The organism is Paraburkholderia sp. JHI2823 (genome assembly GCF_038900695.1).
GTDB classification, from domain to species: Bacteria; Pseudomonadota; Gammaproteobacteria; order Burkholderiales; family Burkholderiaceae; genus Paraburkholderia; species Paraburkholderia mimosarum.
The window spans coordinates 1-251 of the sequence record NZ_JAYMRY010000441.1 but is presented as its reverse complement, the minus strand read 5'-3'; the positions used below and the strand labels follow the sequence as shown (position 1 = coordinate 251).

Genomic DNA, 251 nt, shown 5'->3' with positions numbered 1-251 from the left:
CGCCACAGCAGATACGGTTCCCCGCGCAGCGTCACGAACATCTCATCCAGATGCCATGTGCTGCCCCGCTTGCGCCGCGCCGCCTTTGCACACTGGGCGAATCCAGCGCCGAACTTGTCGCACCAGCTGAGCATGAGCACGCAAGTCGATGGGAATTCGGGGCGTTTTGAGCGGCTTGCGTGATGTGGCGGAGGGGATCTCCCTCAGGCATCTTGCACAAACGACGCCGAAGGGAGAGTCTCGCGTTTTCC

The 251-nt window shown here is 62.2% G+C and carries 1 pseudogene; it reads right to left on the bottom strand.

Features of this window, described 5'->3' with window-relative positions:
- Window positions 1-125 (bottom strand): annotated as a pseudogene (locus VSR34_RS39335) (IS6 family transposase); the annotation flags it as partial.
- Window positions 126-251: the final 126 nt, after the last annotated feature.